At 71.4% G+C, this 26,784-nt stretch carries 21 protein-coding genes; 9 read left to right on the plus strand and 12 right to left on the minus strand.

The features are described from left to right. Positions 1 to 183 precede the first annotated feature (183 nt). The 11 genes from ACFYNU_RS19575 to ACFYNU_RS19625 all read right to left on the minus strand — a co-directional run bounded on the left by ACFYNU_RS19575 (position 184) and on the right by ACFYNU_RS19625 (position 11,176). Positions 184 to 633 (minus strand): spore-associated protein, encoded by a 450-nt coding sequence (locus ACFYNU_RS19575; RefSeq protein WP_356594556.1) that lies wholly within the window; start codon positions 631 to 633, stop codon positions 184 to 186. Positions 634 to 788: 155 nt separating this feature from the next. After that, complete coding sequence (locus ACFYNU_RS19580; RefSeq protein WP_356594558.1) at positions 789 to 1,475, minus strand: hypothetical protein; 687 nt, start codon at positions 1,473 to 1,475, stop codon at positions 789 to 791. Positions 1,476 to 1,558: 83 nt separating this feature from the next. Then, entirely contained in the window at positions 1,559 to 2,029 is a 471-nt protein-coding gene (locus ACFYNU_RS19585) for a holo-ACP synthase (RefSeq protein WP_356594560.1), read from the minus strand. After that, positions 2,016 to 2,855, minus strand: coding sequence for a hypothetical protein (locus ACFYNU_RS19590; RefSeq protein ID WP_356594562.1), 840 nt, complete (start codon positions 2,853 to 2,855; stop codon positions 2,016 to 2,018). The genes ACFYNU_RS19585 and ACFYNU_RS19590 overlap by 14 nt, the downstream gene beginning before the upstream one ends. Beyond that, positions 2,849 to 4,441 carry a phosphopantetheine-binding protein gene (locus tag ACFYNU_RS19595; RefSeq protein WP_356594564.1) on the minus strand — a complete coding sequence of 531 codons (1,593 nt, stop codon included), beginning with the start codon at positions 4,439 to 4,441 and terminating at the stop codon, positions 2,849 to 2,851. Before ACFYNU_RS19595 ends, ACFYNU_RS19590 begins: the two co-directional genes overlap by 7 nt. Then, a complete protein-coding gene (locus ACFYNU_RS19600) occupies positions 4,434 to 5,882 on the minus strand; it encodes a hypothetical protein (RefSeq protein WP_356594566.1) in 1,449 nt (482 codons plus the stop codon). The genes ACFYNU_RS19595 and ACFYNU_RS19600 overlap by 8 nt, the downstream gene beginning before the upstream one ends. Continuing rightward, positions 5,879 to 6,838, minus strand: a complete 960-nt coding sequence (locus ACFYNU_RS19605) for a 3-oxoacyl-[acyl-carrier-protein] synthase III C-terminal domain-containing protein (RefSeq protein WP_356594568.1) — start codon at positions 6,836 to 6,838, stop codon at positions 5,879 to 5,881. The genes ACFYNU_RS19600 and ACFYNU_RS19605 overlap by 4 nt, the downstream gene beginning before the upstream one ends. Positions 6,839 to 7,098: 260 nt before the next feature. Next, positions 7,099 to 7,554, minus strand: a complete 456-nt coding sequence (locus tag ACFYNU_RS19610) for an SRPBCC family protein (RefSeq protein ID WP_356594570.1) — start codon at positions 7,552 to 7,554, stop codon at positions 7,099 to 7,101. A 387-nt stretch (positions 7,555 to 7,941) separates the two neighbouring features. Then, positions 7,942 to 8,538 carry a carboxymuconolactone decarboxylase family protein gene (locus ACFYNU_RS19615; protein ID WP_356594572.1) on the minus strand — a complete coding sequence of 199 codons (597 nt, stop codon included), beginning with the start codon at positions 8,536 to 8,538 and terminating at the stop codon, positions 7,942 to 7,944. Between the two features lie 102 nt (positions 8,539 to 8,640). Next, positions 8,641 to 10,305 carry an NAD(P)/FAD-dependent oxidoreductase gene (locus ACFYNU_RS19620; RefSeq protein ID WP_356594574.1) on the minus strand — a complete coding sequence of 555 codons (1,665 nt, stop codon included), beginning with the start codon at positions 10,303 to 10,305 and terminating at the stop codon, positions 8,641 to 8,643. Continuing rightward, complete coding sequence (locus tag ACFYNU_RS19625; protein ID WP_356594576.1) at positions 10,295 to 11,176, minus strand: alpha/beta hydrolase; 882 nt, start codon at positions 11,174 to 11,176, stop codon at positions 10,295 to 10,297. The genes ACFYNU_RS19620 and ACFYNU_RS19625 overlap by 11 nt, the downstream gene beginning before the upstream one ends. Positions 11,177 to 11,622: 446 nt before the next feature. Here ACFYNU_RS19625 and ACFYNU_RS19630 point away from each other — a divergent pair, with 446 nt between their 5' ends. The 9 genes from ACFYNU_RS19630 (at position 11,623) to ACFYNU_RS19670 (ending at position 25,650) form a co-directional block, all read left to right on the plus strand. Then, positions 11,623 to 18,135 carry a type I polyketide synthase gene (locus tag ACFYNU_RS19630; RefSeq protein WP_356594578.1) on the plus strand — a complete coding sequence of 2,171 codons (6,513 nt, stop codon included), beginning with the start codon at positions 11,623 to 11,625 and terminating at the stop codon, positions 18,133 to 18,135. Beyond that, positions 18,132 to 18,374, plus strand: coding sequence for a DUF5988 family protein (locus tag ACFYNU_RS19635; RefSeq protein ID WP_356594580.1), 243 nt, complete (start codon positions 18,132 to 18,134; stop codon positions 18,372 to 18,374). Before ACFYNU_RS19630 ends, ACFYNU_RS19635 begins: the two co-directional genes overlap by 4 nt. A 107-nt stretch (positions 18,375 to 18,481) precedes the next feature. Then, positions 18,482 to 19,324 carry an alpha/beta hydrolase gene (locus ACFYNU_RS19640; protein WP_356594582.1) on the plus strand — a complete coding sequence of 281 codons (843 nt, stop codon included), beginning with the start codon at positions 18,482 to 18,484 and terminating at the stop codon, positions 19,322 to 19,324. A 53-nt stretch (positions 19,325 to 19,377) separates the two neighbouring features. Next, a complete protein-coding gene (locus ACFYNU_RS19645; RefSeq protein ID WP_356594584.1) occupies positions 19,378 to 19,797 on the plus strand; it encodes a nuclear transport factor 2 family protein in 420 nt (139 codons plus the stop codon). A gap of 195 nt (positions 19,798 to 19,992) precedes the next feature. Continuing rightward, positions 19,993 to 21,270, plus strand: a complete 1,278-nt coding sequence (locus ACFYNU_RS19650) for a cytochrome P450 (RefSeq protein WP_356594586.1) — start codon at positions 19,993 to 19,995, stop codon at positions 21,268 to 21,270. A 98-nt stretch (positions 21,271 to 21,368) separates the two neighbouring features. Continuing rightward, positions 21,369 to 22,103, plus strand: a complete 735-nt coding sequence (gene cseB / locus ACFYNU_RS19655) for a two-component system response regulator CseB (RefSeq protein ID WP_356594588.1) — start codon at positions 21,369 to 21,371, stop codon at positions 22,101 to 22,103. Between the two features lies 1 nt (position 22,104). After that, a complete protein-coding gene (locus ACFYNU_RS19660; protein ID WP_356594590.1) occupies positions 22,105 to 23,433 on the plus strand; it encodes a HAMP domain-containing sensor histidine kinase in 1,329 nt (442 codons plus the stop codon). A 132-nt stretch (positions 23,434 to 23,565) separates the two neighbouring features. Continuing rightward, a complete protein-coding gene (locus ACFYNU_RS19665) occupies positions 23,566 to 24,654 on the plus strand; it encodes a D-alanyl-D-alanine carboxypeptidase (protein ID WP_356594592.1) in 1,089 nt (362 codons plus the stop codon). 216 nt (positions 24,655 to 24,870) lie between these two features. Next, positions 24,871 to 25,650 carry an SDR family oxidoreductase gene (locus ACFYNU_RS19670; protein WP_356594594.1) on the plus strand — a complete coding sequence of 260 codons (780 nt, stop codon included), beginning with the start codon at positions 24,871 to 24,873 and terminating at the stop codon, positions 25,648 to 25,650. Positions 25,651 to 25,733: 83 nt separating this feature from the next. Here the strand turns inward: ACFYNU_RS19670 and ACFYNU_RS19675 are convergent, their stop codons facing one another. Continuing rightward, complete coding sequence (locus ACFYNU_RS19675) at positions 25,734 to 26,606, minus strand: DMT family transporter (RefSeq protein WP_356594596.1); 873 nt, start codon at positions 26,604 to 26,606, stop codon at positions 25,734 to 25,736. Positions 26,607 to 26,784: the final 178 nt, after the last annotated feature.

Here is a 26,784-nt window from a genome sequence, read left to right on the forward strand (position 1 = left end):
GCCCCCCCCCCCGCCCCCCCGGCCCGCCCCCCGCCCCCCGCGGGGGCCCCCCCCCCCGCGGGGGGGGGGCGCCCCCGCCCCCCGGGGCGGCCGCCCCCCCCCCCGGGGCCCACCCGAGCAGTGTGCCGCCGCCCGGTCAACGGCGGCGGCACACTGCTTTCCCCGATCGGGTGGACGGTGGGGTCAGCGGACGGTGGTCACCCGGTGTTCCTTCAGGGCCGCGCAGTTGGAGTTCTCCACCTGGACGTACACATTGGCGATGTGGCCGCCCCAGCTCACACAGTGGCCCTTGCCGTAGACACGGGACGGACCCGCGTACGACGTGTAGTCCCCGGAGTCGCCGGCCCACTCACCGGTGTCGGGCACGTAGATGTACGCCGACATCGGCTTGGCGGTGCCCGGGTTGGTGCGGATGGTCGCGACGCAGTTGTTGCCGTTCGAGGAGTTGTAGGTCAGATAGACCTTGCCCAGCGAACCGATGGGAGCCGAGTTCACGGTCTTGTAGGCGCTGCCGCAGACACCCTGCGGTGTGACGTTGGGCGCGGCGTGGGCCGTGGCGCCGAACGCGGCCGTGCTGCCCGCCACGAGCGCGGTCAACGCTCCTGCGACTGCGGCATTACGTGTGATTCCCATAATTTCCCCCTTGTGTATCCGAGTGCGTTTTGGTCGTGCTTGGTAGACCCTCGGACGGCGGGGATGGTTGTACCCGGTTCGGCTCGGAGTTGAAGCCGTCGCGGCGCGAACTCGCCGTGGGGGGAGGGCAGATGCCGCCGGGTGAGGGGTGAGTTCTAGACGCCCTTGCGGCGGAACCAGCCGCGCCGGGGCGCGGTCGGCGGCGTCGAGCCCGGCTGGGCGTGCGGCGGAATCGGACCGGCGAACGGCGGCTGGGTCTTGAACTGTTCGTCGAGCGTGACCGTCGGCGTGATGCGGCGCAGCGCGGCGCGTACGAGGGTCAACGGGTGGTCGGGGAAGTGCGCGTCCCACTGCTCCAGGTCGGCCACGCTGTACGGCAGTCCGCCGAACTGCCCGCCGCCGGCGTACGGGTGGGGGCGGAAGAAGTCGGCGGGTCCCACCTGAGCCATCACCGTGGCTTCCCGTACTCCGGTCGTCGCGCCCTCCGCGGCCTGTACCTTCACCGCGGCGCTGCACCGTTCCCTCGGCAGCGTCCAACTGGCGATGAAGCCCTGTCCCCGCCTGCTCGGGAGGGGCATCTTGACCAGCTGGTACAGGGCCGGGACCGTGTCCACGGCCCCCACCTCGGCCTCTATGAGACCGCCCCCGGCGTTCGCCGTGCCCTGCGCGCAGCCGAACCGCAGCCGGTCCGGATCGTGCAGCGGGGCCGGCAGGTCCGGGACGAGAGGGAAGAAGTGGACCGACAGGACGAGCCCGGCCGAGTCGGTCCACGTACCGGGTTCGCGCTCGGTGAATCCGGTGAGGTCGAGGCCGGTGATCGGGGTCTGCGCGATCGAAGTCATGCCGATCATCATGCCGGGTCACTGTCGCCGCCGCCGCTGGGTTGAGCACACGGCACCGGATCGCGCCGAGCGGGCCCGGACCGTCATGCCGAGGCCAGGGCGAGGACGGCCTCCGCCAGAGCGTTGGCCGGTCCGCCGTCGCCGCAATCGCAGGCCGTACGCCAGCCGGCCGCCACCGCCGCGGCCACGTCGCGGGTATGGGAGATGGACAGCGTCAGCCCGGTGATGCCGACGGCTACGGCGCGGTGCGCCGCCCGGCCGCGCAGGACGGGCTCGGGGGCTCCGTCCACGTCGCGCAGCACCGCGATCTCGTACGGTCGTGCCTCGCCGAGCAGCCCGGTGCCCAGGACCTTGGCGACGGCTTCCTTGGCGGCGAACCGGCCGTGCAGGAACTCCTCGCGCCGCCGGCCGCCGAGGCTCTGGGCGTGGGCGAGTTCCTCGGGGGCGTACAGATGACGCAGGAGACGGCCGTGACGCAGAGTCCTGTTCAGGCTCCCGATCCGCAGCACGTCGACGCCCATCCGCAAGGGTGGCCGGCAGTCACAGCCGCTCATACGCGCCGCCTTCGGCACGCGGGGTGAAGTGGGCCAGTGACGACTCTCCGGTCTCCGGGTCGGTGTCCACCAGGACGATGTGGTCGTAGCGGTCGCGCCAGTCGCGCCGATGGGCGGCCAACTCCGCCCAGACGGCGGTGCAGTAGGCGTCGCGGCGGGCGCGGTGGACGTCGTAACCGTGCGTCCGGCCGGGGACGGCGGTGGCGCCGGTGACGAGCAGCCGTCGGCTCCCGGGCTGTGCGGCGATCGTGTCGAGCCACTGCCGTACGTGCGCGGTGCTGTCGGCCGGCAGCAGCGTCCGCAGGGACAGATCACCTCCGTCCTTGAGGACGAGCAGTACTCCCGAGTCGGTGAGTCCGCGTTCCTGCACGAGAGGGAGACGGACGGGCAGTGTCGTCTGTTCCAGGACGGCCACGGCCACGGTCAGGCCGGGTTGGGAGCGCGTGTAGGCCGCCGCGATGCGCAGCGCGGTGAACGGCGACGCCAGGCCCTGGCCGGAGACGGCGAAGCTGTTCGCACGATTGCCGTAGAGGGCGTTCAGATACGACGCGGGCTGGACGGACGGCACGCGGTCGGGCAGCGCGTGCGCGCAGATGATGAGGTCGGCGGGCGGGGCGGTGACGCCGAGTTGGGCATGGAGCAGGTCGAGCAGGTCGGTGTGCGTCACCCCGTCGGCGGTCAGGTCGTCGGCCGTCAGCGCGTCCGCGTCGATGTCGATCTCGTACCGCCGGTGGAGATCGCGGAGGTAGGCGAGCTGGCGCGGGTCCCACACGTGCGGACGTGCGGGAGGGGACGCGACGGCCGTCGCGGTCCGCAGGCTCAGCACGCCGGGGCCGGTGTCTCGGACCGGCGGGCGAACAGGTCGGTGAGCGTTCCGACGGTCTGGAGATCGACGATGTCGAGTTCGTCCGGGTCGACCTGTACGTGGAGTGCTTCCTCGATCTCGACCAGCAGCTCCAGCATCGAGGTGGAGTCCAGGTCGAGATCGTCGAACAGGCGGGTGTCCTCGGTGAGTTCGGCGACCTGCCGACCGGTGACGGCGCCGATACCGCTGCGCAGGGCCGCGATGATCTCCGTGCGTTGCATGTTCTCTCCGGAGGTGGATGTCGATGTGGACGTGGATGTGGACGTGGGGGCGGGGGTGGCCGTGTGGTCTGTGGGGACGGGCACGACGAGCCGCTGCCGCGACAGCATGCCCTCGACCGAGTCGCGGGCGCGGACGAGCCGGGGACGCCCGTCGAGGACCAGGACCTCGGCGGGCGCGCCGAACCCGAGGAAGTGCACCGGTGACGCGGTGGGGCCGTACGCGCCGGAGCGCTCGATCCCGATCAGGTCGCCGGCCCGGACCCGGGGCAGCGGGATCCTCTTGGCCAGCAGGTCGTTGGGCGTGCACAGCGGCCCGGTGACGGTGTACGGACGGCGCGGGGCGTCGGGCTCGTGCGGGGAGAGCAGCCGGACGGGGAAGTTGCGCTTGACGAGTTGGCCGATGCCGACCGCGTGCATGTGGTGGTTGGTCCCGCCGTCGCAGACGACGAACGTCTCGCCCAGGGAGTCCTTCACGGACACGGCCCTGGTGACGTACAGGCCCGCGTCGGCCACCAGATAACGGCCGAGTTCGGTGATCAGCCGGCAGTCCGGATGGGCGGCGGCGTACGGTTCCACAGCCTCGCCGAGGCCCGCCGCCAGGGCTTCCACGTCCAGGTCGGTCTCGTTGTCGAAGTACGCGACGCCGAAGCCGCCGCCGAAATCGACGGTCTCCAGCGGGTGTCCGAGTACGGCGGCCAACTCGTCGGCCAGCCGCAGCACTTCCCGCGTGTTGTGGATGATCGCCTCGTGATCGAGGAACCTGCTGCCGAGGAAGGCGTGCAGCCCCATCACCCTTACGTGGCGCAGCCCGCGAAGGACTCCGCCCGCCTCGGCGACCTCGGCGGCGTCGATCCCGAACTGACGCGGCTTGCCTCCCATGGTCAGTGCCGAACCGGGCGCGCGGCGGGCGGGGTTGATACGCAGCATGGCGTCGACGGTGCGCCCCGCCTCGGCGGCGATCCCTTCCAGCAGGGCGAGTTCGTCGAAGGACTCGCACACCACGGCGTGGATGCCCGCCCGCACACAGGCGCGCAACTGGGAGGCGTCCTTGGCCGGCCCCAGATAGATGATGTTCTCGGGGGCCACCCCGGCGTCGAGGGCCGTTCTCAACTCGGCGGGCGAGCACACCTCCGCGCCCGCGCCCTCCGCCCGCAGCAGCGCGCAGACGCTGATGTTGGGGTTGGCCTTGAGGGAGTAGAAGACATCCACCCGCGGATGCAGCAGCCCTCTCAACCGCCGGTAGGTGTGCCGCAGAACGTCGGCGTCGTACAGATAGAGCGGCGTACCGAAGTGTTCGGCCGCCTCCAGGATCAGGGCGTCACGCACGGATCGCTCCCAGCTTGTTCGCGTGGTGGCTGTCACCGGTCAGGGCGTCGAGGCTGTCGCGCACGCGCAGTTCCAGCCGGGCCAGGGAATCGGGGTCGGGGGCGAACAGGCAGGTGTACAGCCGTCCCGGGAAGGACCGGCCGTCCCGCGCCTGCTCGGCGAGGGCGTTGAGCGGGGCGAAGCAGGAGAGGACGGCATGGGCACCGTCGGGGCACGGCGTCAGGACCGGCTCCAGCGCCGCGTGCAGCCGCGCGAACGGCAGCGCGCCGCTCAGCCGCAGTGTGAACTGCCTGGCCAGCGCGTACGGCAGACCGGACGCGAGCCGGTCCCCCATGAGCGGCAGTTGGTAAGTGGGCAGATTGAGCCGGGCGTTGATCTCCAGCACCGGATGGAGGGTGCCGTCGGCGCCGCACAGCGCGTCCACCCCGACGACCCCGTGGTAACCGTCGCGGTGGAGCGCCCGGCCGATCCGCAGGGCACAGTCCTCGATCTCCGCCCGGTGCTTCAACGCCCACGGCGACTGGGCCGAGTTGCCCTGCGGGACGCCGTTGTCCAGCAGGGTCTCCAGCACGGTGTCCAGGACGACCGAGCCGTCCTGCGCGACGGTGAACTGGTAGAAGAGATCACAGGTCTTGGGCAGGAAGCGCTCCACCACGACGTGCAGGCGGTCGTCGCCGGTGCGTCGGGCGCGGCGCCGTACCATCTCCAGCAGCCGCCGGGCCCGGACCGGACTGTCCAGGCGCAGCAGCCCCCGGCCCGAGACCCCGAACGCGTCCTTCACGATCAGCGGCTCGAACGGCTCATGCGGCTCGAACGGCTCGAATGGCTCATGCGGCCTATGCGGCTCGAACGGCTCGGCGCGCAGCGCCGAAGCCAGGTCCTCGACCGACTCGCAGCATCGGCCGGGCACGGCCCGCAGCTCCAACTCCTCCACCAACCGCCGTGCGTAGATCTTGCTGTTGACCCGGGCGGCGACGGCCGGGTCTGCCGCGGCGTACCGCAGACCGGTGAGCGCCGCGATCCGCCGGGTCCCCTCCGTACTCCCCATCGGCAGCAGATACGCGCCGCGTTCGGCCGCGGCCCTCAGCCGGGCGAGGGCGCGGGTGTCGGACAGGACACGGTCCGCGGTCTCGACGGTGTCGGGACCATCCACGGTGATACCGGTGGGCGCGGTGACACCGGCCGTACGCAGATACGCGCGGAACGAGGCGTCGAGCGGCCGGCCCAGCAGCAGTTGGTCGCCCGGCCCGGCCAGGCACACCCCCAGCTCCTCCATCGCCTGCGCCGGCCGTGCCGCCGCCACCGACGGCGGTGCCGGCAGCCCCACGGCGCCGGCGCCCCAGGCGCGCTCGGCCTCGAAGTTGCACAGCAGCACGAACTCGGCCTCCGGGTCGCCCACCAGCGCCTCCTTCAGCCGGCGCGGGTAACCGGACGCGTTCACCGCGCACCGTGCCGCAGCAGCATGGCGGCGAAGCTGGCGCCGAGCCCGGGGCAGGCCAGTAGGGAATACCCGCCGGGCGCCAGCCGGCCGCGCTCCCGAAGCGTCTCGAAGTTGATCAGGGAGTCGGCGGCGAAGCAGTGGCCGTAGCGCGGCAGGTTGTCCAGGAAGACCCGGTCGCGATCCACGCCGAGGGCGTGCACCACCTGGCTCCAGAAGACGCGGCTGATGTTGCTGGGGATGAAGTGGTCGACTTCCGCGAGGGTCAGCCCGGCCTGCGACAGGACCTCGCCGACTACCTTGACGGTCATGTCGACGCTCGTGTCGATGAACCGCCGCCGGGGGAGCGCCTCGTACAACGTGAGGAAGTCGGCGAACGAGCCGTCGTGTCTGACCGCGTAACCCCGGACCTCGTCGCCGGGTCCGTCCCAGGACACCACTGTGGCGGTGGCGCCCTCGCCCATCACGTCACCAATGGGGTAGTGCATCTGGTTGAGTTCGGTGAACGGCTGGTCGCCGTTGACGACGAGAGCCCGCGCGCCCGGAGGCTCCGCCCGCAGCAGCTCACCGGCGATCTCCAGGGCCGCCAGTGTCGACGCGCACGCCTGCTGAGACACCGCGAACACCTGTGTCCGCCCGAGACCGAGCGCGTCCCGCAACTCCCGGGCGACGCTCACCTGCGCCGGAGCCGCCTCCAGACTCGCGTGCACATAGATCAGATAGGCGGTTTCCCGCCGCCCGCCGGCCCGCTCCAGGGCTTTCCGGGCCGGCGGCACCAGGAGGTCCAGCAACGGAAGTTCCGGGTCCCATCGCACGGCGGCAAGACCGTGCATCCGCTTCAGCACCGCCACCTGTCTGGGTGCGAGCCCGTGGAGAGCGCCGATCTCGGCGACTCCCACCTCCCGTTCAGGGACGGAGACTTCAGTCCAGACGAGCTTGAGACCGTCCGCAACGGACATCGTGGAGCTGCTCCCTATGGTGTTGTCGGACCTGCCGACCGAGATACTTACGGCTGCGGAAAGTGACAGTACCAACACTCGGCGTGGTGGACGATCTTGGAATGGTGTGTCCCACCAGGTCGGCGGCGTCGGCCCCGGCCGGGTGTGGGGCGAGGGTGCGGTTCACCGCCGTGGCGGGGCGGGGCCCTTCGAACCGCCGCCGGTCGACGGCGAGTTGGTCGTGGGCCGCCTCCGCCTACGTGCGCCGGCGGGAACGGGAATCAGAGCGACTCGTGCGCACCACGCGATGAGTTCTCGACGGCTTCCGCCAGTCGGGCGAGCATGCTGCGGTGCCGCAGCTGGATCAGGGCGTCCACCACTCCGTTGTGCAGGAGCCCGCCCGGCCCGCGCAACGGGTGCTCGTCCACGATCACCAGACTGTTCTCGCCCCAGGGGCGCACCTCGACGGCGACCCTGGCCGTACCGAGCGGCCCGCTGTCGACCTCCAGCTCCAGCTCCCGGGGCGCCTCCCCGCGGCGTACGATCGTCTGCCCCGAGGCCGTCCAGGGCCCGACCCGCACGGTGTACGCGATCGTGGAGCCGACCTCGGGCCACGCGCCCTCGTCGGGGTACGAATCCGATGTGCCGACCACCCACTCGCCGTAGCGGGAACCGTCCGCCAGGACGGCCCAGACGTCCCGAGGCGGCCGTTCGATCAGCCGATGACGAACAGCCATCACTCCTCCAACCGACAGGGGATATCTGGGTGTACTGCACATATAGGGCAGAGAACCCTGTCTGGGAAGAGTCGCCCATCTGGCCCACCCGGGCAACCGGGGCCGCGCCGGGGCAGCCGTGGGGCGGAGCCCCGGTGCGGGTCCGGGGCGGAGTGGTTCACAAGGGCACAAACTTGCAATCCATGCACGCCTCCGCCCCGCCCTACGGGGTGTTGGCCGCGGCGCCCCGGGCGTAGGACTGAAGTGAGTAAGCGCCCTGCCGCTCCCTGCTCGGCTTCGTCCGGAGCGGTCAGGGCGTGCCAGCACCTCCGCTGGGCGGCTGTTCTGACGAGGAAGGCGGATTCCGTATGACCCCGATGTCGGCGCCATAGCTGTTTCAGGCCAACATCATTCCCGGCGATTTGCTCCTGCCGCCGGTTGAGCGGCTCGGCCGTGCTCTCGATCCTGCCACGGGTCGATGTCGATATCGAGCCCGTTGGCCAGGCCGGCAATCATCGAGTAATAGCCGACGAGCATGATTAATTCTGTGATCTGGCATTCCGGATAGTGATTCCGCGCTGCCTCGAATGCATCCGGTTCAACGGCCCGGGAGAGGAGGAGATCATGGGCGACGTCGAGAGCGACGGTCTCCGAGGTGTCGAAGGCGTCGAAGGCGCTGTGGAAGGCGTGGAAGGCGTCGAAGTGCTCATTACGACGACCCCGGGCGGCGATGGCGTCGAGTTGTTCCTGAGTGACCCCGGAATCGAGTGCGATCGGCGTGTGCTGGACCGCGATGTAGGCGCACTTTACTTCGGCGGCGACGGCCATGATGACCATTTCGCGGGTGCTCGGCGGCAAGGACGAGTTGGTGAGGAGCGCCAGCCCGAGATCCGCGGTCGGTGCGACCAGATCCGGGGCATGGGAAAGCATCTTGAAGATGTTCAGTGGAATCGGGAGCCGGTCGATGACGTCCGGCAGCTTCTTCGGATAGGGAATACGTGGCATGGTCGCGTCCGTCCATTCCGTAAGGTCGATGGAATCGTGTTGCCGCCCGCCCCGTGCAGGTCCGCAGCCCGCCCCCGCCCGCCCTTTCACACGGCGGCGCCGTCAGTGCGCGATGAATCCCCGGTAACCGTCGGCGGCGACGGCGTCGCACGTCTCGCGGTAGGTCTTGACGCCGCCCAGATACGCCATGAACGTCCTCGGCTTCCCCGCGATGTTGGCTCCGGTCCACCACGACGCTGCGCGGGGCAGCAGCGTCGCCGCGCTGAGCGCGTCGACGTGGGCCGTCCAGTCCGCCTCCGCCTCGGCCTCCGCCTCGAACGTCGTGGCCCCGCGCCGGGACAGCCACTGGAGGGCGCCGGCGACCCAGTCGATGTGCTGCTCGATGGAGAGCACCATGTTGCTCAGCACGGAGGGACTGCCGGGGCCGGTGACCAGGAACAGGTTCGGGAATCCCGAGACGGCCAGGCCCAGATACGTGCGGGGGCCCTCGGCCCAGGCGGCTGCGAGTGTCCGGCCCGACCTCCCACGGATGTCCATGGCCAGCAGCGCCCCGCTCATGGCGTCGAAGCCGGTGGCGAAGACGATGCTGTCCACCGGGTACTCGTCCGTGGCGGTGACAACGGCCCGCCGCGTGACGCGGATCAGCGGGCTGGAGCGCAGATCCACCAGCTCGACGTCGGGGCGGTTGAAGGTCTCGTAGTAACCGCTGTCCAGGCAGAGCCGCTTGGCGCCGAAGGGGTAGTGCCTCGGAACGAGCCGTTCCGCGAGGGCCGTGTCGTTGACCTTCTCGCGGATACGGGCCCGGACGAAATCGCCGGCCGTCTCGTTGGCCTCGCTGTCGGTGATGAGGTCGCCGTAGGTGCCGGCGAAGCTGAACAGGCTGCTCGCCTCCCATGCCTGGCGGTAGCGCGCCTCGCGCTCGGCGGGGCTCACCGCGAGCGCGGATCCGAGGCCGTCCAGGGCCTGGGGGACACCGGACACGGACCGGCGCGCCTCTTCGCGCAGCCGCGGGTAGTGCCTCTTGACCTTGGACCGCTCGGCCGGGTCCAGCGGGCGGTTGCGGGCGGGCAGGGAGAAGTTCGGGGTGCGCTGGAAGACCGTGAGCCGCGCGGCCTGCCGGGCGATCAGCGGAATCGCCTGGACGGCGGAGGATCCCGTACCGACGACGGCGACCCGGCGGCCCGTGAAGTCGACGCCCTCGTGGGGCCAGCGCGCCGTCCGGTGGACGGAGCCGGCGAAGTCCTCAAGTCCCTCGACGTCGGGCAGCCGGCTGTGGGAGAGGCACCCGGTGGCCATCACGCAGTAGGAGGCCGTGAGGGTGGTTCCGTCGTCCGTACGGATCCGCCAGCGGTGACCGGTCTCGTCGAAGTGGGCCGACACCACCCGCGTGCCGAGGCGGATGTCCCGGCGCAGGTCGAAGCGGTCGGCCACATGATCGAGATAGCGCAGGATCTCCGGCTGGCCCGCGTAGCGCTCGCTCCACTCCCACTCCTGCTCCAGTTCGGGGCTGAAGGAGTACGAGTAGAAGGTGCTCTCCACGTCGCAGCGGGCGCCCGGGTATCGGTTCCAGTACCAGGTGCCGCCCACTCCGTCGGCCGCCTCCAGGACGAGGGTGCGCAGCCCCAGTCCGCGCAGCCGGTGCAGCGCGTACAGACCGGCCAGGCCCGCGCCCACCACGACGACGTCGTACGGACCGGGCTCACCCGCGGCTCCCGGGCGGCGGAGCGGCTCCTCACCGAAGACGCGGAGCGGTTCCTCACCGGACATCGGTGGACCTCCCTCCGGCGACCGCGGCCGTGGCGGGTCCGTGCGGACGGACGCGTGGCGGACGGACGCGTGGCAACCGGGCACGGTGCAGCCGTACGCGGATGCGCTCGACGATGTGGTCGAGCGCCCGGTCACTGGCCGGGAGCAGTCCGGTCATGGTGAAGAAGCCGTGGGCCTGGCCTTCGAAGCGGCGCAGCTCCACCTCGACCCCGGCCTCCCGCAGCCGCTCGGCGTACGCCTCGCCCTCGTCGCGCAGCACGTCGTACTCGGCGGTGATGATCTCGGCCGGCGCCAGGCCGGACAGGTCCGCGGCGCGCAGGGGAGAGGCCGCCGGCGCCGTCCGTGACGCGGCGTCGGGCAGATAGTGGTCCCAGAAGCGGATCATCAGGTCGCGGCTGAGCAGGAGTTGGTTCTCCGGGGCGTGATAGCTCGGGGTCTCCAGATCGCAGTCGGTGGCCGGACAGACCAGGATCTGTAGCGCGAGCGCCGGGGCGCCGTCGTCACGGGCGCGCTGAGCGGCCACGGCGGCCAGGTTCCCCCCGGCGCTGTCGCCGGCGACGATCAGCGGCACGTCCCCTCCCGCGATCTCCGCGCGGTGGTCGGCGGCCCATCGCAGCGCCTCGCACGCGTCGTCGACCGCGGCGGGATGGCGGTGCTCGGGCGCGAGGCGGTAGTCGACCAGCACGACGGCGCAGCCGCTCCGTGCGGCGAGGGTCCGACCCAGCGGTTCGACGTCCGCCAGGTCGCCCAGGACCCATCCGCCACCGTGGTAATAGACGATGACGGCCGGCGGATTTCCCTCCGGAATCAGAAGCCGCAGCCGGAAACGAGACCCTTCGGGACCTGTCTCCACATCTTCCGTCCGTGCCATCGCCGGACCGGTGGGCTGCCCTGTCCGCGTACGTATCAGTGCGATCTCGCGACGCGCTTCGGCAGGGGTGCGTTCGGCTAAGGGAATTCCGCCCTCCCGGGTCAGTGTCCGTAGGAGATCCGCCATCGCTCGGTCGAGTGCCATAAGCCACCTCGTCGCGGTTCGGTATGTGCTCACGCCGTACGGAACTTACGGAGGATTGCAGTTGTCCGTCAATGCGATGTCGCCCCGTTTCGGGCGTATTGATAAGGCAGAGAATTTCTGCCGACGCGCCCATTACACGCGCCCTTGTGCGATTTGCGTACGCCTCTTTTCAAATGCTCCGGGCTTCGGTTGAGTGGCGATGGAAGGGCGCCGGCCAGATGCGGGGGATTCACTCTGACATCTGCTGGTCACTCTGGTCCGGACTTTCATCAATTCGTTACGTCGCACGGCTGGGAGAAGGCATGTCAGATTCAGTCTCCATTCACGGATCCATTGGTTCGGACCACCAGGTGGCGGCCCCCGTCGCCGTCGTCGGCGCGAGCTGCCGGCTTCCCGGCGGGGTGGACTCACTCGATTCCCTGTGGGAATTACTGCGCGAAGGCAGGGATACGGTCGGTGAGGTTCCGCCGGATCGATGGGGTCCCGACGCTGTGGCGGGAGTGAGCCCTGAGGTGGCCGAGCGGATGCGTTGGGGCTGTTTCCTCGAACGCGGACTGGCTGATTTTGCCCCATCCTTTTTCGGGATCAGTCCGGACGAAGCCCCATGGGTCGCCCCCGAGTACCGGATCTTCCTCGAAGTGGTGTGGGAGGCGTGCGAGAACGCCGGGATCCCCGTGGACAGGCTGCGCGGGACGAGGACGGGTCTCTTCGCCGGCGTGTACGGCGTCGACTACGTGCTGCGCGCACTGCGCCCGGTGGACGAGATCAACACGTACTACGGCCTGACGGGCGCTCACGGCACCATGACCGGCCGGACCGCCTTCCTCCTGGACCTGCGCGGTCCCGCCATGGCGGTGGACACCGCGTGCTCCTCCAGCCTGGTCGCCCTGCATCTGGCCTGTCAGAGCCTGCGGGCCGGCGAGTGCGACACGGCACTGGCCGGCGGGGCCCAGGTGCTCAGCGCGCCGGAGACCATGATGACCCAGGTGGGCTGGGGCATGCTCTCGCCCACCGGACACTGCCACGCCTTCGACGCGGACGCGGACGGTTTCGTCCGCGGCGAGGGGAGCGGCGTCGTCGTCCTCAAGCGACTGGCCGACGCCCGGGCCGACGGGGACCGGATCCTCGCGGTGCTGCGCGGATCGGCCGTCAACCAGAACGGCCGCGGTACCCGTCTGACCACGCCCTCGCAGCGGGCGCAGGAGGAAGTGTTCCAACAGGCCCTGCGCCAGGCGGGGGTGGACGCGGCCGACGTCGGGATGGTGGAGGGACACGGGCCGGGAACCCCGGCGGGCGACCCGGTGGAGTTCGCCTCCACGGCCGCCGTCTACGGCCAGGGCCGGGGACGGTGCGCGCTGGGCTCGATCAAGACCAACATCGGGCACCTGGAGCCGATGTCCGGGATCGCGGCGCTGCTCAAGACGATCGTGAGCCTCCGGCACGGGACCGTACCCGCCTCTCTGCACTTCAACGAGTGGAACCCGCAGATCGACGCCAAGGGAACCCGGCTGTTCGTGCCGACCGGACCGACACCGTGGCCGGTCGAGGGCTCCCCCCGGCTGGCGGCCGTCTCGTCGTACGGGCTCGGCGGCACCAACGCGCATGTCATCGTCGAGGAGCCGCCCCCGGCCGCCGTCCCGCCGGCCCGGGAGCCGACGGGCGCCCCGGCCGGACGGCGGACGGACACCACGACGGACGGCGCGTCCAACTCCACGACGCACGGCGCGTCCAACTCCGCGACGGACAACGGCTCCTGGCCCTGTGTGATGCCGCTGTCCGCCGGTACCTCCGGGGCCCTGCGGACCGCCGCCGCACGTCTGGCCTCCTGGCTGGAGCAGGACGGTGGCCGAACCCCGCTGTCCGACGTGGCCCACACCCTCGCGGTACGCCGCTCCCACGCCCCGGCCCGACTCGCGGTGGTCGCCGCCTCCCGTACCGACCTGGTCGCGACCCTCACCTCCTACGCCGCCGACGGAACGGCGCCCGACGCACGCACGGGGCTGGCCGGACGGGAAGCGGGGCCGGGAGCCGTATGGGTGTTCTCCGGCCAGGGCTCCCAGTGGGCCCGCATGGGCCGCGGACTGTGGGAACACGACGAGGCGTTCACCCGCGCCGTCAGGGAGCTGGAACCACTCATCCTCAAGGAGTCCGGACTGCTGGTCTCCGAGGTGCTGGCCGAGCCCGAGGTGGTCACCGGCATCGCGCGGGTGCAGCCGGTCCTCTACGCGATGCAGGTCGGGCTCGCCGCGATGTGGCGCAGCCGCGGACTGGCACCGGCCGCCGTCATCGGCCACTCCTTCGGTGAGGTCGCCGCCGCCGTGGTGGCCGGGGTGCTCACCGCCGAAGACGGCGCGCGCGTGGTGTGCCGCCGCTCCCGGTTCATGGCCGACATCGCCGGACGCGGCGCCATGGCCTCGGTCCAACTCGGCCCCGACGAGGTCGAGGCCGAGCTGGCGGGGCTGGGCACGGTCGCATCGGAAGTGAATGTGGCGGTCAGCGCCTCGCCGTCGTCCACCGTCGTGGCCGGCGACACGGAGCAGATCGAGGCACTGCTCGAACACTGGGAGGCGGCGGGCGTCGGCGCCGCCCGCGTGGCCGTGGACGTCGCCTCGCACTCCCCGCAGGTCGACGGGATCCTCGACGGCATCCGTGACGCCCTGACCTGTCTGACCCCCGCGCCTGCCGCCATCCCGATCTACAGCACCGTCCACGCGTCCGCCCGTACCGAGGTGGCCGGGGACGCCGAGTACTGGGTGGCCAATCTCCGGCGGCCGGTGCGGTTCGCCGACGCGGTGGCCGCCGCGTCGGCCGACGGCTTCCGGATGTTCGTGGAGGTGTCGCCGCATCCGCTGCTGGCCACCGCCCTGCAACAGAACCTGGCCGCGGCCGGACAGGACAGCGCCCTCGTGCTGCCCACCCTGCTGCGCGACCAGGACGAACGGCAGACCGTCTCCCGGCACCTCGCCGAGGCGTACTGCGCGGGCTGCCCCGTCGACTTCGGCCGCCCCTACGGGGACGGGACCCTGGCCGACGTGCCGGGCACCGTGTGGGAGCACGACCACTATCTGCTGGAGCGGCCCGTCGTGCAGAGCCCCGGAGCCGCCGGCCGGGGTGGCCACCCGCTGCTGGGCGGCCGTGTGCACGGACTCGACCCCGGAGACGACAGGCACTGGTGGCAGCCGCGCCCCACCGTGGCGGCGCTGCCCTGGCTCGCCGACCACCGCGTCGAGGACGTGCCGGTCCTGCCCGGCGCCGGGTTCTGCGAGATGGCGTACGCCGCCGCCCGCGACGTATGGGAGGCCGGACCCGCCGATGTGCGCGCCGGCGACGTGGAGCTGCTGCGACTGCTTCCGGTGGCCGAGGAGAGCGAACTGATCGCCACCGCCACGCCCACCGAAACCGGCGCGGTCCGCTGGGAGTTGGCCGGTCTGGACCCGGAGGGCAACCGCACGCCGTACGCCTCCGCCCTCCTGCACCACGAGCCCGGCAGCGCCGCACCGGACCCGCAGGACCTGACCGCGCTGACCGCCGCGCACCCGCGGTCCGCCGACGTCGCCGCGTTCTACGCCGGTCTGCGCGAACGGCACAACATCGAACACGGCGACGCCTTCGCCGGACTGACGGACCTTTACCTGGCGCCGGAGGACGACGAGCCGAGCGCCCTGGCCCGTATCGGTCTGGACGACTCGGCGTTCACCAGGGCCAGCGGACTCAACTGGCACCCCGCCCTGCTGGACACCTGCCTCCAGACACTCGCCGCGCTCTGGGCCGACACCGCGGACCTGGGAGACGCGCTCTCACTGCCGACCCGCGTCGGCTCGGTGCGTGTGCACCAGGACACCTCCCGGGGCAGCCACTGTCTGGCCCGCATCGACACGGCGGACGCCGAACGGTGCGTGGGACGGCTGTGGTTGCTGGACGAGGACGGTCAGATCCTGGCCGAGGCGACCGGCGTCGTCTTCAGCAGGGTCGGTGACATGAGCGCCGAGCAGCAGTTCAACGACCGGCTGCTGCGCGTCCACTGGCAGCCGCACCCGCTGCCCGCCCAGCCGCCGGAGAACACCGCCCGCGGCCGGTGGCTGCTGCTCGCCGAGGACGGGACGGACCCCTTCACGGAGCAGGTGGCCGACCTCCTGCGGATCGCGGGGAACGACTGCGCCGTCGTCGCCGTCCCGGCCGGCGCCGAGAGCGTCGACGCCACGACCACCGAGCACATGGCCGCCCCGGATCTCGCGGGCGTGGTCGTCCTGGCGGGCCGTGAGGACGCCGCCGTACCGGAGGCGGCCGACCTCGGCCGGGCCCATGACCGCGTACGGCGGCTGGCGCTGCTGGTCAAGGATCTCGCCCGCCACACCGGCTCCGCCCGTCACACCACCAGTTCCGCCAGCCATACCGGCTCCGCCCACCCCCGGCTCTGGGCCGTCACCCGCGGCGCCCAGGAAGTCCTGCCCGGCGACCCGGTCAATCTGGCGCAGGGCGGAGTCCAGGGCCTGATGCGCGTGCTGTCGTACGAGCACAGCGAACTCTGTCCGACCGTCATCGACCTCGACGACGACACCGCCGCTGTCGACCTCGCCGCCGACCTGATGTCGGGCGACCGCGGTGACGACGAGATCTCCTGGCGCGCCGGAATCCGCTACCGGGCCCGCCTCGGACTGGCGCCGATGCGGGACGACGAGCGGCGTACGAAGGAGTCCACCGCCCCCGGCGACGGATACGCGCTGCGCCTGCGCAACCCCGGCGACCTGGACTCCTTCGAACTCGTGCACCAGCCGCGCCGTACCCCCGGCCCCGGAGAGGTGGAGGTCCGGATCGCGGCCAGCGGCCTCAACTTCCTCGATGTGCTGGTCGCCATGGGCCTCTACCCCACCGAGTACGGCATCGGCATCGACTGCGCCGGCACCGTCACCGCGCTCGGCGAGGGCGTGGACGCGCAGTGGCTGGGGCGCCGGGTGGCGAGCATGGTCGGCGGAGGCGGCGGCCTCTCCTCCTACGCCACGACCCGGGCCGACTGGCTGCTGCCGGTCCCCGACGAGATGAGCCTGGAAGCGGCGGCCGGAATGCCCGCCGCCCATGTCACCGCCTGGTACTCGCTGTGCCATCTGGCGGACCTCCGCCCCGGTCAGACCGTACTGATCCACTCCGCGACCGGCGGCGTCGGGCTCGCCGCCGTCCGTATCGCCCAGGCGCGCGGCGCCACGATCCTGGCGACCGCGGGCACCGACACCAAGCGGGAGTTCCTGCGTGAACTCGGCATCGCCACCGTCATGGACTCCCGCTCGCTCGACTTCGCCCAGCAGGTCCGCGAGGCCACCGAGGGACGCGGGGTCGACGTGGTCCTCAACTCCCTCACCGGCCAGGCCCTGAAGACGAGCCTGGATCTGGTCGCACCCGAAGGCCACTTCATCGAGATCGGCAAGCGGGACATCTACGCGGACACCCGCGTCGGCCTGTATCCGTTCCGGCGCAACATCTCCTTCCACAGCGTCGACTTCGGCCTGCTCGCCGACACCCACCCCACCCTGATCGCCGCGCTGCTGGAGGAGATCTCCGAGGCGCTCGCCAAGGGCGAGATCGGCGCCCCGCCGCACACCGACCACCCCGTGGAGCGGGCCTCCGAGGCGTTCCGGACCATGGCCAACGCCGAGCACATCGGCCGCCTCACGCTCACCTGGCCGGACCACGGCACGGTCTCCACCGTGCAACTGCCCGAGGACGTACCGGTCGTACGCGACGACGGCAGCTATGTGATCACCGGCGGTCTGGGCGGACTCGGTCTGCTCATCGCCCGTCGGCTCGCCGATTTGGGCGCCGCGTCCGTCGTCCTGTGCAGCCGCTCGGCGCCTTCCGAGCATGCCGAACGGGTCCTGGCGGAGCTGCGCGGGAGCGGCACCCGGATCGCCACGGTGAGCGGCGACATCGCCGAACCCGGCGTCGCGGAGCGCCTGGTGGCCGAGGCCACCGCCGAGGGACACCCCCTGCGGGGCGTCCTGCACACGGCGGCCGTAGTCGAGGACGTCACGGTCGCGGAGTTCGACACCCGCATCCTCGACCGGGTGTGGCGCCCCAAGGTGACCGGGGCCTGGCGGCTCCACGAGGCCACCCGCGACCACGACGTGGACTGGTGGACGGGCTTCTCGTCCATCGCGTCCCTGTACGGGTCACCCGGCCAGGGCTCGTACGCCGCCGCCAACGCCGCACTTGACGAGCTGTGTGCCTGGCGGCGCGCCCAGGGACTGAAGGCCACCAGCATCAACTGGGGGCTGTGGGCCCAGTTCGGCAGGGGAGCCGCCCTCGAACAGCGCGGCTACTCCATGATCGACCCGGCCGAGGGCATCCGGGCCCTGGAGTCGATTCTGCGCCACGCCAGGCCGCGTACCGGCTACGCGCCCCGGGACATCTCCCGCTGGCTCCAGAACTACCTCAGCTCGATGGAGACCACCTTCTTCGCAGACATGGCCGACCGTCACCGGGCCGCGAACGCCCAGGACGAACGGGAGACCCTGGACCGGCTGAGCCAGGCCGGCGATCAGCCCGGCCGGCTGCGGCTGCTGGAACAGCACATCGCCGACAACGTCGCCGTCATCCTGCGCATCCAGACCGAGAACATCAGCCCCGAAGACAACCTCGCCGCCCTCGGCCTCGACTCACTGATGGCCCTTGAACTGCGGACCCGGCTGGAACACAGCCTCACCATCGACATCCCCCGGACGGTCATCTGGACCTCACCCACCATGGCGGCCCTCGCCGCGCAGATCGAGGCGTACCCCGAAGCCCCCTGGGCCGGCCTGACCCAGCCCCCGGAGTCGACATGAACCACGACCACGACCGCGGCCACGACCGCGAGCGCCACGACCGCGGCCACGGCTACCGGCTCGTCGGCGGTCCGGCGGAACTCGTCCGAGACCCCGTCCCCCCGGTCCGCCGGGACCGGACCCGGATGACGATCCGCTGGCACAACGGCTACGAGCACTACGAACTCGACGAGGCGAGCGTCCGCACCTCGTCCCGGCCGGTCTACCGGTGGATCTACCACACCAAGATCGCCGAGTAGGACACGGACACCGACCGCTCACCGCTCACCGGCCACCGCGAGAAACCGAAAGACAGAACCGAAGGACAGAACCGAAAGAGAAAGCCGAAGAAGAAAGGGGAGAGACCATGCCCGACACGAACACGTCACACGCGTTCATCAGGCTCCCCGGCGGACGTTTCCACTACCGGCACTGGGCCGGCGCGTACCCCGACCGGCCCGCCGCGCTCCTGCTCCACGGGGGCACCGCCAGCACCGAGACCTGGCGGGAGATCGCGCCGGCGCTCGCCGCCTCCCGCCCGGTCTACGCCATCGACCTGCGCGGACACGGTCTGAGCACCAAACCGGCCCAGGGCGGCTACCACTTGTGGCGTGCGGCGGACGACGTCACCGACTTCATCGCCGCCACGGGACTCGAACGGCCCCTGCTCATCGGCCACTCCTGGGGCGCCGCCGTCGCCCTCGTCCTGGCCGCCGCCTCCTGTACCCGCAGGCCCGCCCCGGAGCTGTCCGCGCTCGTCCTCGAAGAGATCCCGCCCACCATGGCCTCGCCCGTCCTGGCCGAGTTCGCCGAGGCCGCGGCGGAGCTGGCCGGCAGCCCGACCCAACTGCTCCAGGCCGTCATCCGCACCGCCGGCAGCCGGCACACCGACGCGTACGTCGACACCATCGCCCACGGACTGCACCACACCACCCCCACCGCCGTCCGCGGCGTCTTCGCCGACGGCGCCGGCCAGGGCGACCTGCTTCCCCTCCTCGCGGACGTCTCCGCTCCCGTGCTCCTGCTGCGCTCCGACCCGGCCGTCCGCAGCGGGATCGACGGCGCCGACTGGGAGCAGGCCCGCCACCACCTCCCGCCGGACGGCCGCATGACGCAGATCGCCGGCGCCGACCACGACATCCATCGCACGCATCCGGAGGAATTCCTCGCGGCCCTGGAGGAGTTCACCCGCGTCCCTGACCGTCAGTGAGATCGACAGAGATCTCTCCGTGAATGAAACACAACAAGGAATGGAGAAGAAGAGTGGATTCGACCGAGACAGCAGAAGGCCGGACCGATTTCATCGACCGGGGAGTGGCAACCACCAAGACCCGGGACGTGGAGTCCTACGGCAAGCTCCTCATGGACGACCTCCAGTACGAGGACGTCACCTGCGGCGCGGTGTACGAGGGTAAGGAAGCCTTCCTGGACTACTACCGGACGTGGCTGCGTACGTTCCCCGACTTCGAGATGACGACCTTCCCCTCCGCCATCACCACCGAGCGGGCGGCCGTGCCGTGGGTCATCACCGCGACGTACGGCGACCCGCTGCCCGGACTTCCCCAGGAGATCGCGCGCGGCAGCCACGTCACGCTCAAGGGAATCTCCACGGTGGAGTTCGGAAGGGGCGACTCCATCAGCGCGATCAAGGAGTACTACGTCGTCGCCGAGGTACGCCCGTAGGCGGAACCGGAGCAGCCGCCCAGGAGGCGGCGCGACAGCTCCGGAGGAACACGAACCGCCGGCCGCCGCCCATGGCCCGCAAGTGCCATGGGCGGCGGCGCACCCACTCCTCCGCAAGCGGCCACGACAGCGCGCTCCCGCGCCGCGCGATCCCTTACCCGACACTTCCGCAGACGCGTCATTGGAGAGCTACGCATGAACCAGCCCCTGCGCCCGGCGACCACCCGCGACCGTCAAGTACCCGACGACGAGAATGTGTTGTCACCGGAATTCTGGAAACGTCTTCCGGACGATCGCGACGACGTCTTCGCCGCATTGCGCGCCGAACCCGAACCGGCTTTCTTCCCCTATTCCGCCGTGCCCGGCTGGCCCGCGCAGAGCGGATTCTGGGCGATCACCCGGTACACGGACATAGAGGAGGTCTGCCGCAACCCCCAGGCCTTCAGCTCCGAACCGACCGTCTACCGACTGGAGGAGACGGCGCCGCCCGGAGACCAGGGATCCATGCTCAACCTCGACGCCCCGCGCCACACCCGCTTACGGCGGATCGTCGCCCGCGCCTTCACCCCCCGGATGCTGCGGACGGTCGAGAAGGACATCCGGGTCGTCGCCCGACGGGTCACGGGCGAGCTGGCCGAGCGGGGGGCGTGCGACTTCGCCACCGAGGTCGCGTCCGCGATGCCCCCGGAGGTCATCTGCACCATGATGGGCATCCCGCCGTCCGGCCGGGCGAACGCCGTCGAGGTCGCCGAACTCGGTATGGCGCTGACCGACCCCAACTGCCCTGTCTCTCTCGATGAGTTCATGCCCAAGCTGGCGGAATGCCTGCGACTCGTCGAAGAACTCGTACGGCACCGGCGCGAACACCCCGCCGACGACCTCATCACCGCGCTCGGCATGGCCAACAGCGACGGCGAGCACCTGACGCACGAAGAGATCGCGTCCTTCTTCATGACGCTGGTCTCCGCCGGCGTCGAGACCGTACGCGAATCCCTCTCCAACGCCCTGGTGCTGCTGACCGAGCACCCGGACCAGAGGGAGCTGCTGCTCGGCGACTTCGAACGATGGCTCGCGCCCACGGCGGACGAGGTCGTCCGCCATTGCAGCCCGGTGGCCTGGATCCGCCGCAACGTCCGGCAGGAGTACACCCTCGGCTCCCACACCTTCCGCCCCGGGGACCGGCTCACCCTCTACTACGCCTCCGGGAACAAGGACGAGACGGTGTTCGAGAACCCGCGCCGATTCGACATCACCCGCGCGCCCCACCCCCACCTCGGATACGGCGGTCCGGGCCCCCACTACTGTCTCGGCGCGCAACTGGCGCTCCGCGAGATCACCACCATGCTCCACGAGCTGTACAGCAGGCTCCCGGGACTCCACGCCACGGCCCCGCCCGTACGCCGCCAGGTCGGCATCATCAGCAGCGTCGTCGGCCTGCCGTGCGCGGTGGCTCCGCGCATGATGCGTGGCTGATACACGGCCGAGGTACGGTCGCAGGAGCCCGGCCGGCCGTACGACTGCGGGCGCAGGCACAGCAGCGCTGAACGCGTACGCACGACAGGTTGGAAGAGATGTCCGTCTCCATTCTTCTCGTCGAGGACGACGAGGTCATCCGCAAATCGGTCGCGATGGCGCTGGAGCGGTACGGCTACCGGGTGGCCGTGGCCGGAGACGGTCTGACGGGCCTGGAACTCTTCCAGGAACGGCGCCACGACCTGCTGCTGCTCGACGTGATGCTGCCGGGGCTGGACGGTATCGGGCTGTGCCGCCGGATCCGCGAGTCCAGCATGGACCCGATCCTGATGATGTCGGCGCGCGGCGACGCGCTCGACGTCGTGTCAGGGCTGGAGGCCGGCGCTGACGACTACGTCGTCAAGCCGGTGGACACGTCCGTCCTGGTGGCGAGGATCCGCTCGCTGCTGCGCCGGGCGACATTCGTGCCGGGCACGGCCGGGGGCGCGGGGCCATCACCCGAACCGGGCGAGCCGAGGGAGCCGGACGGGCCGGCCGTCGACGGGCGCCGGCTGCTCGTCTTCGGCGACCTGAGCATCGACACCGGCGGCCTGGAGGTGTTCCGGGCCGGTGAACCGGTCGCGCTGGCGCCCACCGAGCTGCGCCTGCTGCTGGAGTTCGCGGCCCACCCCGGGATCGTCCTGGAGCGGCAGACGCTGCTGCGCAACGTCTGGGACTACGGCTGGGACGGGGACAGCCGTGTGGTCGACCTCTGCGTACAGCGGCTGCGCAGGAAGATCGGGGCCGAGCGGATCGAGACGGTCCGCGGCTTCGGCTACAAGCTGCGGCGCTGACATGCGCGGCACCCCTGCGACTCTCCTCAACTGGCGCTCCTTGCGCTGGAAGATCGCCCTGCTGGTGGCCGTCGCGTGCTGCTCCATCGCGTTCATCGTCGGCCTGCTGGTGCACGGCAGCACGTACGACCGGTCCATGAACGACGGTGCGGCCAGGGCGTACACCGCTCTGGACAACGCGCTCGCGTCGAGCCGCGGCAGCGGTGGCGGTGGCGGTGGCGGTGGCGGTGGCGGTGGCGACAACCACGACATCGCCGACGTCGTGCACAACCCCGACGAGATGCCCGCGGAGCTGGTCCGGCAGGCCCGGGAACACGGGCAGGCCGAGCTGTACGACGAGAGCAGGCGGTACAGCCCGCGCATGTGGGCGGCGGAGCGGCTGCCCGACGGCAGTCTCGCGGCGGTCACCCTCGACATGACTCCCGACCAGCTCAGCCGCCGCGCCCTGGACCGGAACATGTGGCAGTACTCATTGGCGGCGCTGGCCGTCATCGTCCCGCTGTCCGCGTTCGCCGCCGAACTCCCCAACCGGCGGCTGCGCCGGGTGGCGCGTACCGCGCGGCGCATCGCCTCCGGCGACCTCGCCGCCAGGACCGAGGTGGGCGGCCGGACGGGCGACGAGATCACCGAGATCTCGGCCACCGTCGACGCCATGGCCGACAGCCTCCAGGGCCGGCTGCTCAGCGAACAGCGCTTCACCGCCGACGTCGCCCACGAGCTGCGCACCCCGCTCATGGGTCTGGTCACCTCCAGCGGGCTCCTCCCGGAGGGCGAGGCGACCGAGCTGGTCAGGGACCGGGTGGGGGTCCTGCGGACGCTGGTCGAGGACCTGCTGGAGATCTCACGCCTGGACGCGGACGCGGAACGGGCCGACGTACGGCCGGTGCCGCTGGCCGAAGTCGTCGCCGAATCCCTGGCCAGGGCGGGGATCGTGGCGCGTCTGACGGTCTCGGGCAAGTCCGTGGCCGAGACGGACCCGCGCCGTCTGGACCGTATCGTCGCCAACCTCGTGACGAACGCGCACCGGCACGGGCGGGCGCGGGACCGCGATCATGGGGACGAGGGCGAGGACATCGAGGTGACGGTCGGCGACGGGGTGGTCGTCGTACGCGACCACGGCCCCGGCTTCTCCGAGTCGCTGCTGGCGGACGGACCGAGCCGCTTCCGTACGGGCGCGGCCGAACGCGGCCGGGGCCACGGACTGGGCCTCACTATCGCGTTGGGCCAGGCGCGCGTCATCGGTGCCACGCTGACGTTCGCCAACGCGGCGGACGACGGGGGCGCGGTGGCCACGCTCCGTCTGCCGGCACACCACACCCGCACGGGCTGATACACGACGGATGGGCAGCGGAGCGGCCACGGACGGACGCTTCGGACAGCACGGAAACCAGCGCCTCGCAGGGTGGCTCATACGCGCGAACGACGCGCTCTCCGCCACGGCGGACCCCCTGGAGGTACCTCCATGCGCAATGCCCCGCGCCCTGGCGCCGCCCACCCGTTCCGCAGGCGCCTGGCCGTTCTCATGACGGCCGCGGTCGGCACGGCCGTCATCGGTCTAGGCGGCACCTGGGCATTCACCGGTCACGGCGAGGCGGACGATCTGAGCCCCGGGGCACGCTCCCTGCCGTGGCCGGCGGACGGCCAGGCGAGCGTGTGGGTCGAGGGCGTCGGGAGCCTGGGGACGAAGGGCGAGCAGAAGCCGGTGCCGATCGCGAGCGTCACGAAGGTCATGACGGCGTACGTGATCCTCAAGGAACACCCCCTCCCGGCGACGGACCCCGGTCCGGTCGTCACGGTCGACAGGACAGCGGCACAGGAGTCCGGCTCGGTCGACGAGTCGACCGTCCGGGTCGACGAGGGGCAGCGGCTCACCCAACGACAGCTGCTCGAACTGACGTTGATCCCCTCGGGCAACAACATCGCCCGCCTGCTGGCCCGCTGGGACGCCGGGAGTCAGGAAGCCTTCGTCCTGAAGATGAACCGCGAGGCCGCGAGGCTCGGCATGCGCGACACCACGTACACCGGCGCCAGCGGCCTTGAGGCCACGAGCCGGAGCACCTCCGTCGACCAGCTGAGACTGGCCCGCGCGGCCATGCGTGACGAGGCACTTCGCGAGATCGTCGCCATGCCCGGCACCGTGGACCCCGCCACGGGCGCCATGATCCCCAACACCAACACCCTGCTGGGCCGGGCCGGAGTCATCGGCCTCAAGACGGGCTCCAGCACACCGGCCGGCGGCGCCCTGATGTGGGCGGCCACGGCGCGAACGCACTCCTCGAATCGCCTGATCCTGGGCGTCGTCCTGCACCAGCGCCCGGACACCACTCCGCGGCAGGGCCTCCGGGCGGCGCTCGACAGCAGCGGAAAGCTGATCGAGGGGGCACGGAAGTCGCTGGGTACGGCGGTGCGCGCGCAGAGCGGTGTCTCGTCCTCCCCGCGCGATCCGGACCAGGAGCACGGGAGCCGGGTGGGTGGCCACCGGATCTGGGCCTTCCAGCGGGCGGACGACGCGACCTCGAAGGCCCTGCTCCGCGTCCCCAGCGGCTCCTGACACGGCCCCGACCCCGACCCCGACCGCCCCGGCCCGAACGGTGCCCGGCGTCGGCGGTCGGGCTCCGAGTCGCGCGGCTTCTCACGGTGTCGTACACACGAGTCATGACGAGGACGATTCGCGGGCGCGCCGCGACGGCTGCCCTCGTCGCCCCGCACCCACGGAAGCCCCGGCGAGGCCGATGCCGCGGCGTCCAGGACAGGAGACCAGACCGACATGGCATCCGTACTCATCACCGGCGCCTCCCGGGGCATCGGCAGGGCCGTCGCGATCGAACTCGCCGCCCGCGGCCACCGGGTCGTCGCGACCGCCCGCCGGCCCGAAGACCTCGACGATCTCGCCGTGGACCGGCGTCTGCGCCTCGATGTCACCGATCAGCGGAGCGTGGACGACGCGCTGCGGGACGCCGGGGAGATCGACGTGCTCATCAGCAACGCCGGTGCGACGATCCGCGCTCCCCTGGAGAGCGTTCCCCTCTCCGAGGTGGAAGCCCTCTTCCAGCTCAACACCTTCGGCCCGCTGCGCGTGGCCCAGGGCGTGCTGCCCGCCATGCGGGAACGAGGCGCGGGCCGGCTGGTCTTCGTCTCCAGCATCCAGGGGCGGCTCGTCGTGCCGATCATCGGTCCCTACGCCGCCAGCAAGTGGGCCATGGAGGCGTTCGCCGAGACACTGGCCGTCGAGGCGGGCCACTTCGGCGTCAAGGTGACCATCCTCCAGCCGGGCACGGTCTCCTCCGGCGGCGCCGAGCGCGCCAAGTCCTTCTTCACGGAGAACGATCCCTACACGCCCCTGTTCGAACAGTTCGGCCCGCTGCGCGGCACGTCCATCTTCGAGCCCGTCACCCCCGAGGACGTGGCCGCCGCGGTCGCCGACACCGTCGAACAGCCCGACCCTCCGCTGCGCGTTCCGGTGGGCGCGCCCGCCAGGGTCGCCCTGGAGGCCCGTAAGTCGGCACCGGAGGACGCCCCCTTCGTTCCCCTCGCGCTCGACTGGTAGGCCGCCCCGGTCCGAACGGTCGACCGGTCCGACGGTCGACCGGTCCGACGGTCGACCGGTCCGACGGTCGACCGGGCCGGTGGTCAGCGGGTGCGGGGCTCGGGCGGGGAGGTGCCCGCTGCCAGCGGGGACCGGGCCAGTTCGAGGCAGCCGGCCGCGATCACGGCGACCGCGAGGAGTTCGGGCAGCAGCCACCAGCCGGTCCGGACGCTCTCGCCGAACAGCGTGACGCCGTAGGTGATGCTGATGAGCGCGTCTCCGAGCGTCAGCATCGGCTGCGACGCGACCAGCGAGCCGGCCTGGAGGGCGTTCTGAAGGAGGAAGAGCGCACCGATTCCGGCGACGGCGGTGGCGTACAGCTGCCAGGAGGCGAAGAACGTGGCGAGCCCCGCGCCCTCCTCAAGCCTGGCCACCGCGTCCTTGAGCAGCGCGGCGGTCAGGGCGTACGCGCAGGCCGCGGCGAGTCCCAGCAGCGCGGCGCGCGCGTTCTTCCGGGTCCGGCGCGCGGCGGCGATCAGCACTGCCTCGAAGATGCCGGTGACGATCAGCGCCGGGACCCAGGAGAGCCCGGCCACGGTCTCACTGCCGCCGGTGGGCGCCGCCGCGCCGAGGCCCACCGCCAGACCGAGCGTCACCGCGGCCACGCCGTACCAGGCGGCGCGCGGCAGCGCGGAGCGGAACACATAGCTCGCGATCAGGAGCGTCATGGGCAGCTCGATGACGAAGATCGGCTGTACGACGGCGATGGGCCCCGTCGCGAGGGCCACCGCCTGGCAGATCGCGGCCACGATCACCAGCGCGATACCGGCGAGCCAGACGCGTTGCCGCAGCAGATGCCCGATCAGTGCCAGGCTGAAGGACTGCGAGTCGGGCGCCGTGGCGGCGGCGCGCCGCTGGAGCACGGAGGCGGAGCCGTTGCTGATCGCGGTCAGCACGGCGAACAGGACACTGATCACCGCCCCATCATGCGGGCGCCGGGCGCCGGGGCCGCTCTCATCGCGGGCGGTGCGTGCGCGAGGCGGCCGAACGGGTGATCCGGGACCGCCGGGCCGGGGGGGGGGGGGGGGGGGGGGGGGGGGCGCGCCCGGGCGGCCCCCCCCCCCCCCCTCCATGAACTGAATGGTGCCCGAGCCC

The organism is Streptomyces sp. NPDC006643 (assembly GCF_042870175.1).
GTDB lineage: Bacteria > Actinomycetota > Actinomycetes > Streptomycetales > Streptomycetaceae > Streptomyces.

Bases quoted from the DNA above. Each gene is read 5' to 3' on its own strand.
- ACFYNU_RS19635 (WP_356594580.1), top strand. From the start codon at position 18,132: ATGAACCACGACCACGACCGCGGCCACGACCGCGAGCGCCACGACCGC.
- ACFYNU_RS19580 (WP_356594558.1), bottom strand. From the start codon at position 1,475: ATGACTTCGATCGCGCAGACCCCGATCACCGGCCTCGACCTCACCGGA.
- ACFYNU_RS19630 (WP_356594578.1), top strand. From the start codon at position 11,623: ATGTCAGATTCAGTCTCCATTCACGGATCCATTGGTTCGGACCACCAG.
- ACFYNU_RS19605 (WP_356594568.1), bottom strand. From the start codon at position 6,838: ATGTCCGTTGCGGACGGTCTCAAGCTCGTCTGGACTGAAGTCTCCGTC.
- ACFYNU_RS19615 (WP_356594572.1), bottom strand. From the start codon at position 8,538: ATGCCACGTATTCCCTATCCGAAGAAGCTGCCGGACGTCATCGACCGG.
- ACFYNU_RS19620 (WP_356594574.1), bottom strand. From the start codon at position 10,305: ATGTCCGGTGAGGAACCGCTCCGCGTCTTCGGTGAGGAGCCGCTCCGC.
- ACFYNU_RS19640 (WP_356594582.1), top strand. From the start codon at position 18,482: ATGCCCGACACGAACACGTCACACGCGTTCATCAGGCTCCCCGGCGGA.
- ACFYNU_RS19650 (WP_356594586.1), top strand. From the start codon at position 19,993: ATGAACCAGCCCCTGCGCCCGGCGACCACCCGCGACCGTCAAGTACCC.
- ACFYNU_RS19585 (WP_356594560.1), bottom strand. From the start codon at position 2,029: ATGAGCGGCTGTGACTGCCGGCCACCCTTGCGGATGGGCGTCGACGTG.
- ACFYNU_RS19575 (WP_356594556.1), bottom strand. From the start codon at position 633: ATGGGAATCACACGTAATGCCGCAGTCGCAGGAGCGTTGACCGCGCTC.
- ACFYNU_RS19660 (WP_356594590.1), top strand. From the start codon at position 22,105: ATGCGCGGCACCCCTGCGACTCTCCTCAACTGGCGCTCCTTGCGCTGG.
- cseB (WP_356594588.1), top strand. From the start codon at position 21,369: ATGTCCGTCTCCATTCTTCTCGTCGAGGACGACGAGGTCATCCGCAAA.
- ACFYNU_RS19610 (WP_356594570.1), bottom strand. From the start codon at position 7,554: ATGGCTGTTCGTCATCGGCTGATCGAACGGCCGCCTCGGGACGTCTGG.
- ACFYNU_RS19670 (WP_356594594.1), top strand. From the start codon at position 24,871: ATGGCATCCGTACTCATCACCGGCGCCTCCCGGGGCATCGGCAGGGCC.
- ACFYNU_RS19625 (WP_356594576.1), bottom strand. From the start codon at position 11,176: ATGGCACGGACGGAAGATGTGGAGACAGGTCCCGAAGGGTCTCGTTTC.
- ACFYNU_RS19665 (WP_356594592.1), top strand. From the start codon at position 23,566: ATGCGCAATGCCCCGCGCCCTGGCGCCGCCCACCCGTTCCGCAGGCGC.